This window comes from Pseudomonas sp. 10B238 (assembly GCF_000970615.1).
Taxonomy (GTDB): domain Bacteria; phylum Pseudomonadota; class Gammaproteobacteria; order Pseudomonadales; family Pseudomonadaceae; genus Stutzerimonas.
The window spans coordinates 1-7,164 of the sequence record NZ_KQ033956.1 but is presented as its reverse complement, the minus strand read 5'-3'; the positions used below and the strand labels follow the sequence as shown (position 1 = coordinate 7,164).

Genomic DNA, 7,164 nt, shown 5'->3' with positions numbered 1-7,164 from the left:
TCTCGCTTTTCGTAGGAGCCAGCTTGCTGGCAATCCGGTGCGTCAAACGCAACACCTATGCGGCGCCCACCTCTGATCGCCAGCAAGCTGGCTCCTACAGGTGCGTGCTACCGCGGTCGCTGGGAGCCGTAGCGATGGACAAGCAATCACCTGCGGCAGGATGCAAATCCATCACACGAACACGATCTCGCTTTTCGTAGGAGCCAGCTTGCTGGCGATCCGTGCGTCAAACGCAACACCTCTGCGGCGCCCACCTCTGATCGCCAGCAAGCTGGCTCCTACAGATCCGTGCTGCGCCGCGGCGGCAATCAGCCTTCTTTGCCGATCCCGTACTCACGTAGTTTGTTGGCGATGGTGGTATGCGAAACCCCTAGCCGCTTGCCCAAGAGCCGGCTGCTGGGATGGCGTTGATACAACTCCTGCAACACCGCTTTTTCGAAGCGTCCGACGATATTGCCCAGATCGCCCTCCAGCGAAAAATCGCCCAGCGGTGCCGGCGTCCCGTAGTCCGGCAGGCGAATATGCGCGGGCTTGATCACTCCGCCCTCGCACAGCGAAACCGCCTGAAACAGCGTGTTCTCCAGCTGCCTGACGTTGCCCGGCCAGTGATAGCCGGCTAAACGCTCGAGGGCTGTCGGCGAGAGGCTCGGCAAGGCGCAACCGATCTGCCGGCTGGCCTGGTCGAGAAAGTGCAGCGCCAGCGGTTCCAGCCCATCCAGGCATTCACGCAGCGGCGGAATGTGCAGCGACAGCACGTTGAGGCGGTGATACAGGTCCTGGCGAAATTCGCCCTTGGCGCAGAGTTCGGACAGATCCAGCTGCGTCGCGCAGATTACCCGCACATCCAGGTAGACCTCCTCGTCGCTGCCGACCCGACGAAAACAGCCATCCTGCAGAAACCGCACAAGTTTGGCTTGCAGCCGTGTACTCATCTCCCCCACGCCATCGAGAAACAGCGTGCCGCCAGAGGTCAACTCGAGCAGGCCGAGCTTGCCTTCCGGACGTGCGCCTTCGAAAGCGCCGGGTCCGTAGCCAAACAGCTCCGTCTCGGCCATGGATTCCGGCAGGCCCGCGCAGTTGAGGGCCATGAACGGCGATTGCCCGCGCGGGCTGGACAGATGACAGGCGCGCGCGAGCAATTCCTTGCCGGTGCCGGTCTCCCCCTCGATCAGCAGCGGTGCATCCAGCGGGGCCATCCGTCGCGCCTCGCGGACCACGGCGGCCATCACTTTCGAGCTCTGGAAGATGCTGTCGAAGCCGCGCAGCTCCTGCTTGCGCACGTTGTAGATACGCTCGCCCACCCGGTCGGCGCGATGCAACGTCAGCACCGCACCGGCCAGGGCTTCGCTGTCATCGTGTTCCGACTGCAAGGGCGCGATGTCTGCAAGAAAGATGTCGCCCTTGATGGTCACGCGCAGGCCATTGATCCGCGCCTTGTTGGCGCGCACCAATTCCGGCAGGTCGAAATCATCGGCGTAGCGCGACAGGCTCATGCCCGGCACCTCATCCACCCGAACCCCGAGCAACTGCGCCGCGGAACGGTTGGCCGCGACGATGGCGCCAGCCATATCGATGGACAGCACCGGAAATTCCAGCGCGCCGAGCAGCGCGTTGAGTTCAAGCGAATGCCGCTCGCTGGGCATCAGCCCGACCTTGCGGACCTCGAACACGCCTTGCAGCGCCTCGATCTTCGGTCGCAGCGCCTGTAGCTGCAGGTTCATCAGGTTGGGGCAGTGCAGGTAAACGGCGTTACCGTGCTCGCCCCCCACTTCGCCACGCGCCACGTTGATGCCGTAGGCGACCAGCAGTTCGAGCATGTCCCGGAGGATGCCGATGCGGTTCTGGCAGTGAATCTTGATACGCATGCAAGGGGCCTTTGGGCTTGTTGTTATGAGCGGCGCCGGTTTTTCTGCGGATCGCCGTTGATTTTCGTCAAGATTATTTGACAGTAGCGAAGCCGAGCAAGCCGATTTTCATGCAACCGCGCTACATCGTAATTATTTCGTTACGCACATCAGAGACGGATTGTCGCAGGGCAGCCGCTTTCGGGTCGCCAGAGAGGGCTGAACGCGATCAGATGAGGCATCCATAAAAACAAGACTCAGGCGGCCGCCCCGCTCAGGAGGTCAGATGAAAGCCACTAAATACGTTGCCCGCGAACCGGATGCGCAAGGTCACATCCACTACCCGGACAGTGAACATGCGGTTTGGCAAACGCTGGTCGAACGCCAGCTGAAACTGCTCGACGGGCGCGCTTGCCAGGAATACCTGGACGGCATAGAACAGCTCTCCCTACCCCACGACCGCATCCCCCAGCTGGGCGAAATCAACCGCGTGCTGGATGCGACCACTGGCTGGCAGGTGGCGCGGGTCCCGGCGCTGATTCCGTTCCAGACCTTTTTCGAGCTGCTGGCGAGTAAACGCTTTCCGGTAGCCACCTTTATCCGCACACCGGAAGAACTGGACTACCTGCAGGAACCCGACATCTTTCACGAGATATTCGGTCACTGCCCGCTGCTGACCAACCCCTGGTTTGCCGAGTTCACCCACACCTACGGCCAGCTTGGCCTCAAGGCGACCAAGGAAGAGCGCGTCTACCTGGCACGGCTGTATTGGATGACCATCGAGTTCGGCCTGGTGGAGACTTCAGCGGGCCGGCGCATCTATGGTGGCGGCATCCTCTCCTCGCCGAAGGAAACGCTTTACAGCCTTTCCGACGAACCCGAGCATCAGGCGTTCAACGTTGTCGAAGCGATGCGCACCCCTTACCGCATCGACATCCTGCAGCCGGTGTACTTCGTTCTGCCCGAGCTCAAGCGACTGTTCGATGTGGCCCATGAAGACATCATGGCGCACGTACGCAACGCCATGCAGCTGGGCCTGCACCAGCCGAAGTTTCCGCCGAAAGCGGCGTAGGGTGGAAAACTGCGAAGCATTTTCCACGCGTTGATTTCAGCCCCGACGACGTCTCGCGGCGGCGCGGGTCGTTTCGGCCGGCTGGTGGATGAGCCTCTGGCGTCATCCACCCTACGTTGCTTGGCAACGTGGCGGACCGGACCCGACGCGTGGACAAGCCTGCGGCGTTGTCCGCCCTACGCTGCTTAACTCTCATCAACCCCATCACCTAGGGTGGGCTTTAGCCCACCGATCCACTCAACCAACCGATCACACAAAGGACCCAACCATGACCGCCCTCACCCAAGCCCATTGCGAAGCCTGCCGCGCCGACGCACCCAAGGTCTCCGATGACGAACTGGCCGAGCTGATCAAGCAGATTCCAGATTGGAACATCGAGACCCGTGACGGCCACATGGAGCTGGAGAAGGTTTTCCTGTTCAAGAACTTCCGCCATGCACTAGCCTTCACCAACGCCGTTGGCGAGATCGCAGAAGCCGAGGGTCATCACCCGGGCCTGCTCACCGAGTGGGGCAAGGTCACTGTGACCTGGTGGAGCCACTCGATCAAAGGGCTGCACCGCAACGACTTCATCATGGCCGCACGTACCGACGAGGTCGCGAAAACTGCAGAGGGCCGCAAGTGAAACACTTCGCTGATGTCGCGCGGGTTCCCGGCGATCCGATACTCGGCCTGCTGGACGCCTATCGCGCCGACCCGAACCCGGCCAAGCTCGACCTGGGCGTGGGTGTCTACAAGGATGCCCTCGGTCTGACGCCGATCCCCAAGGCGGTCAAGCTGGCTGAGCAGCGTCTGATCGACAGCGAGCAGACCAAGAGTTACATCGGCGGTCACGGCGATCCGCTGTTTGGCGAGCAGCTGCTGCAGCTGGTGCTCGGTGAGGGCTCGCCGGCGCTGGTCGAGCACCGCGCCGGCTGCACCCAGACACCGGGCGGCACCGGCGCCCTACGGCTGGTGGGCGAGTTCATCGCCAAGTGCCTGCCGGGGCGCAGCCTCTGGCTCAGCGACCCAACCTGGCCGATCCACGAAACCCTGTTCGCCGCTGCCCGCTTGAAGGTCGAGCATTACCCCTATGTCGATGCGCAGAACCGCCTCGACGTGCCGGGTATGCTCGCCGCGCTGGAGCAGATTCCTCACGGCGACGTGGTGCTGCTGCATGCGTGCTGCCACAACCCCACGGGCTACGACCTGAGTCAGAGCGACTGGCGCCAGGTGTTGGAGATCGTGCGTCAGCGCGAGCTATTGCCACTGTTCGACTTCGCTTACCAGGGATTCGGCGATGGACTGGACGAGGACGCCTGGGCGGTACGGCTGTTCGTTGAAGCGCTACCGGAAGTGCTGATCACCAGCTCCTGCTCGAAGAACTTCGGGCTTTACCGCGAGCGTACCGGCGCTCTGATCGCAGTGGCTGCCAACGGCGAGTCGTTGATCGATGTGCGCAGTCAGTTTGCCTCGGTGGCGCGCAATCTCTGGTCGACTCCGCCGTCGCACGGCGCGGCCGTGGTGGCGACGATTCTGGCGAACCCCGAATTGCGCCAGCTCTGGCAGCAAGAGGTTGCAGCCAAGCGCGAGCGCATCGCCGGGCTTCGTAAGGGTCTGGTGGAGGCGCTGGCGCCGCACGGTCTCGCCGAGCGCTTCGCGCACATTGCGCAGCAACGCGGAATGTTCTCCTACACGGGCCTCACTGCCGACCAGGTGCTGCGCCTGCGGCGTGACGATTCGGTGTATTTGGTGGAAAGCGGACGGGCGAATATCGCCGGGCTGGATGCCGCACGGCTCGATCAACTGGCGGCCGCCATCGCCCGCGTCACGGCATAAGCCGCCGCAGCGAAGCACAGGAGGCCGGCTGTCATGCCGGCCTTTTTTATTCCTGCCGAAACGGATGGCCCCGCCACGACGACGAAGCGCACTGCGGAAAGAGGAACTCGACTTAATTCTTAATGTAATAGCATTTAGCCATCATTCCTAAAGTTTCTGACCTACTATGACGCCTGGTCATTCTCGTGGAATGGCCTTCTGGTGACGAACGGACTCCAGTCTCGGCCAGATTAGCCGCTATCTTTCAGCAACAGGTTTCGAGCGAGTTCGCCCATGATTCAAAGCAACACAGACGGTAACCCTGCCCCATCGGAATACAGCTGCCATTCGGCCAGCGAACACGGCGCCTGCCCCAGTTGTGCCAGCGGGGAACGCCTTGGGTTTCGCTTCAGCTACGCCTACCAGCCGATCGTCGACATCTCCAAGCGTGAGATTTTCGCCCACGAAGCCCTGGTTCGTGGCGTAAATGGAGAACCGGCGCCCAGCGTGCTGTCGCAGGTAACGGAGGACAATCGCTTCCGCTTCGACCAGGCCTGCCGGGTCAAAGCCATCAAGACAGCCGCCAAGCTGAACATGCAGAGCAAGCTGTCGATCAATTTCATGCCGAACGCGATCTACCGCCCAGAGCTGTGCATCCGCTCGACGCTCGAAGCCGCCCGCGCCCACAATTTCCCCATTGAGCAGATTATCTTCGAGACCGTCGAGGGCGAGCGCATCAGCGATGCCAAGTGGCTGACCGAGGTTTTCCGTGAATACCAGCGCATCGGCTTTCTCACGGCCATTGATGACTTTGGTGCCGGCTTCGCCGGACTTAACCTGCTTGCCGACTTCCAGCCCGACCTCATCAAGCTGGACATGGACCTGATCCGTAGCATCGATCAGAGCCGTTCGCGCCAGGCCATCGTCCGCGGCACGGTGGGCATCTGCAACGAGCTGGGCATCCAGGTGATCGCTGAGGGCGTGGAAACGCCGGATGAATACAAGGCTTTGCGCGACCTGGGCATCAGCCTGATGCAGGGCTATCTGTTCAGCAAACCGCTGTTTGAGAGCTGCAGCCACGCCGATTCCCTGGCGTGGCCGGGCGGACTGTCGAGCTGAGCCCGGTTCAGCCGGCCTTCAACAGTTTGAGCAACTCGCGGGCGGCCTCTTCCGAGGACGCCGGGTTCTGGCCTGTGACGAGCAGGCCATCGACCAGCACATAGGACGACCAGTCCGGCCCCTTGCTGTAGTCGCCACCGATCTCCTTCAGCTTATCTTCCAGCAGGAAGGGCACCACCTCAGTGAGCTGTACCCCCTCCTCCTCGGTATTGGTAAAGCCGGTGACGCGCTTGCCTTTAACAAGGTATTCACCGTCCACGCCGCGCACCTGTACCAGCGCGGCAGGCGCATGGCAGACCGCCGCTACGGGCTTGCGTGCCTTGATGAAGGATTCGATAAGAGCGATGGACGTCGCATTGCCCGTCAGGTCCCACATCGGGCCGTGACCGCCGGGATAGAAGACCGTATCGAAGTCCGCTGCCGATACTTCGTCCAGCTTGTGCGTGTTGGCCAGCAGCGCCTGGGACTCGGCATCGTTCTTGAAGCGCTGGGTCATCTCGGTCTGAGCGTCCGGCGCATCGCTTTTCGGGTCCAGCGGTGGCTGACCACCCTTGGGTGAGGCGAGGACGATTTCAGCACCCGCGTCCTTGAAGACGTAGTAAGGGGCGGCGAATTCTTCGAGCCAGAAGCCGGTGGGTTTGCCAGTGTCGCCGAGCTTGTCGTGGGATGTGAGCACGATGAGAACTTTCATAGGGTCTCCTTTGATCGAGGGGCCCGAATGCAGGCCCTTGATTCATCTCGACCATGAGGGTGGGGAATGGGTCAATGTCGTTGTGTTGCGCACGGTGATGGGCAGCGCAGCACGCACTTTTGGGGCCGCCCCAAGTTCCGCCCCCGAGCCCACGGACTGTTTGAGCTTGGGTTAGCTGCGTATGACCCGGTTTCCAAGGTCGGCCGAGGCATTGGTTTCGCCCTGCTGGGCGAGTCCCTTTTGGCAATTGCCCCAAAAGGAACCAAAAGGTCTTGCCCCTGCATCCAGGTCTCGCTGCGCTCGACTTCCCTCATTCCATCGCTGCTCCGAGGGTCGCCGCGCAAGGGCCATCCATGGCCCTTCACGGCTCTCGCGGCATCCTTGCCGCTCGCCCCTCTACGCCGCGACTCCATTCGGCCTCCTGAAAGGGGCGTTCGGAGTCGTCTGCTGGTTCGTGTATCAGCAAAAAAGCAAAGCCCGTTTGTTGCGCTCTTTGAGAGTTGCCACGCGACTAGGACTCGCCCCCCTTTAGCTTCGTAGGGTGGAAAACTGCGAAGCATTTTCCATCGCGCTCGATACCACGATTGATAACGGACCTCGCCCACCAAACGCGGTGGGTAAGCTTCGCGTTACCCACCCTA

At 61.8% G+C, this 7,164-nt stretch carries 6 protein-coding genes; 4 read left to right on the top strand and 2 right to left on the bottom strand.

The window, feature by feature from the left end; all coding sequences use genetic code 11:
- Positions 1 to 308: 308 nt before the first annotated feature.
- Positions 309 to 1,865: a sigma-54-dependent phenylalanine hydroxylase transcriptional regulator PhhR gene (locus RT21_RS22555; RefSeq protein WP_046164432.1), complete on the bottom strand. Its 1,557-nt coding sequence runs from the start codon at positions 1,863 to 1,865 to the stop codon at positions 309 to 311.
- Between the two features lie 265 nt (positions 1,866 to 2,130).
- On the opposite strand from RT21_RS22555, the gene phhA reads away from it, so the two are divergent.
- From phhA to RT21_RS22535, 4 genes are all read left to right on the top strand, one after another.
- A complete protein-coding gene (gene phhA / locus RT21_RS22550) occupies positions 2,131 to 2,916 on the top strand; it encodes a phenylalanine 4-monooxygenase (RefSeq protein ID WP_046164431.1) in 786 nt (261 codons plus the stop codon).
- Positions 2,917 to 3,184: 268 nt separating this feature from the next.
- Positions 3,185 to 3,541 carry a 4a-hydroxytetrahydrobiopterin dehydratase gene (locus RT21_RS22545; protein ID WP_045430164.1) on the top strand — a complete coding sequence of 119 codons (357 nt, stop codon included), beginning with the start codon at positions 3,185 to 3,187 and terminating at the stop codon, positions 3,539 to 3,541.
- Positions 3,538 to 4,734 carry an amino acid aminotransferase gene (locus RT21_RS22540; RefSeq protein ID WP_046164430.1) on the top strand — a complete coding sequence of 399 codons (1,197 nt, stop codon included), beginning with the start codon at positions 3,538 to 3,540 and terminating at the stop codon, positions 4,732 to 4,734. Before RT21_RS22545 ends, RT21_RS22540 begins: the two co-directional genes overlap by 4 nt.
- A gap of 273 nt (positions 4,735 to 5,007) precedes the next feature.
- Positions 5,008 to 5,832 carry a S6 modification regulatory phosphodiesterase RimA gene (locus tag RT21_RS22535; protein ID WP_046164429.1) on the top strand — a complete coding sequence of 275 codons (825 nt, stop codon included), beginning with the start codon at positions 5,008 to 5,010 and terminating at the stop codon, positions 5,830 to 5,832.
- Between the two features lie 7 nt (positions 5,833 to 5,839).
- Here the strand turns inward: RT21_RS22535 and RT21_RS22530 are convergent, their stop codons facing one another.
- On the bottom strand, positions 5,840 to 6,523 hold the full coding sequence (locus RT21_RS22530; protein ID WP_046164428.1) for a type 1 glutamine amidotransferase domain-containing protein: 684 nt from the start codon (positions 6,521 to 6,523) through the stop codon (positions 5,840 to 5,842).
- Between the last annotated feature and the right edge of the window lie 641 nt (positions 6,524 to 7,164).

Coding starts and splice junctions, on each gene's coding strand:
- RT21_RS22555 (WP_046164432.1), bottom strand. CDS start 1,865: ATGCGTATCAAGATTCACTGCCAGAACCGCATCGGCATCCTCCGGGAC.
- phhA (WP_046164431.1), top strand. CDS start 2,131: ATGAAAGCCACTAAATACGTTGCCCGCGAACCGGATGCGCAAGGTCAC.
- RT21_RS22545 (WP_045430164.1), top strand. CDS start 3,185: ATGACCGCCCTCACCCAAGCCCATTGCGAAGCCTGCCGCGCCGACGCA.
- RT21_RS22535 (WP_046164429.1), top strand. CDS start 5,008: ATGATTCAAAGCAACACAGACGGTAACCCTGCCCCATCGGAATACAGC.
- RT21_RS22530 (WP_046164428.1), bottom strand. CDS start 6,523: ATGAAAGTTCTCATCGTGCTCACATCCCACGACAAGCTCGGCGACACT.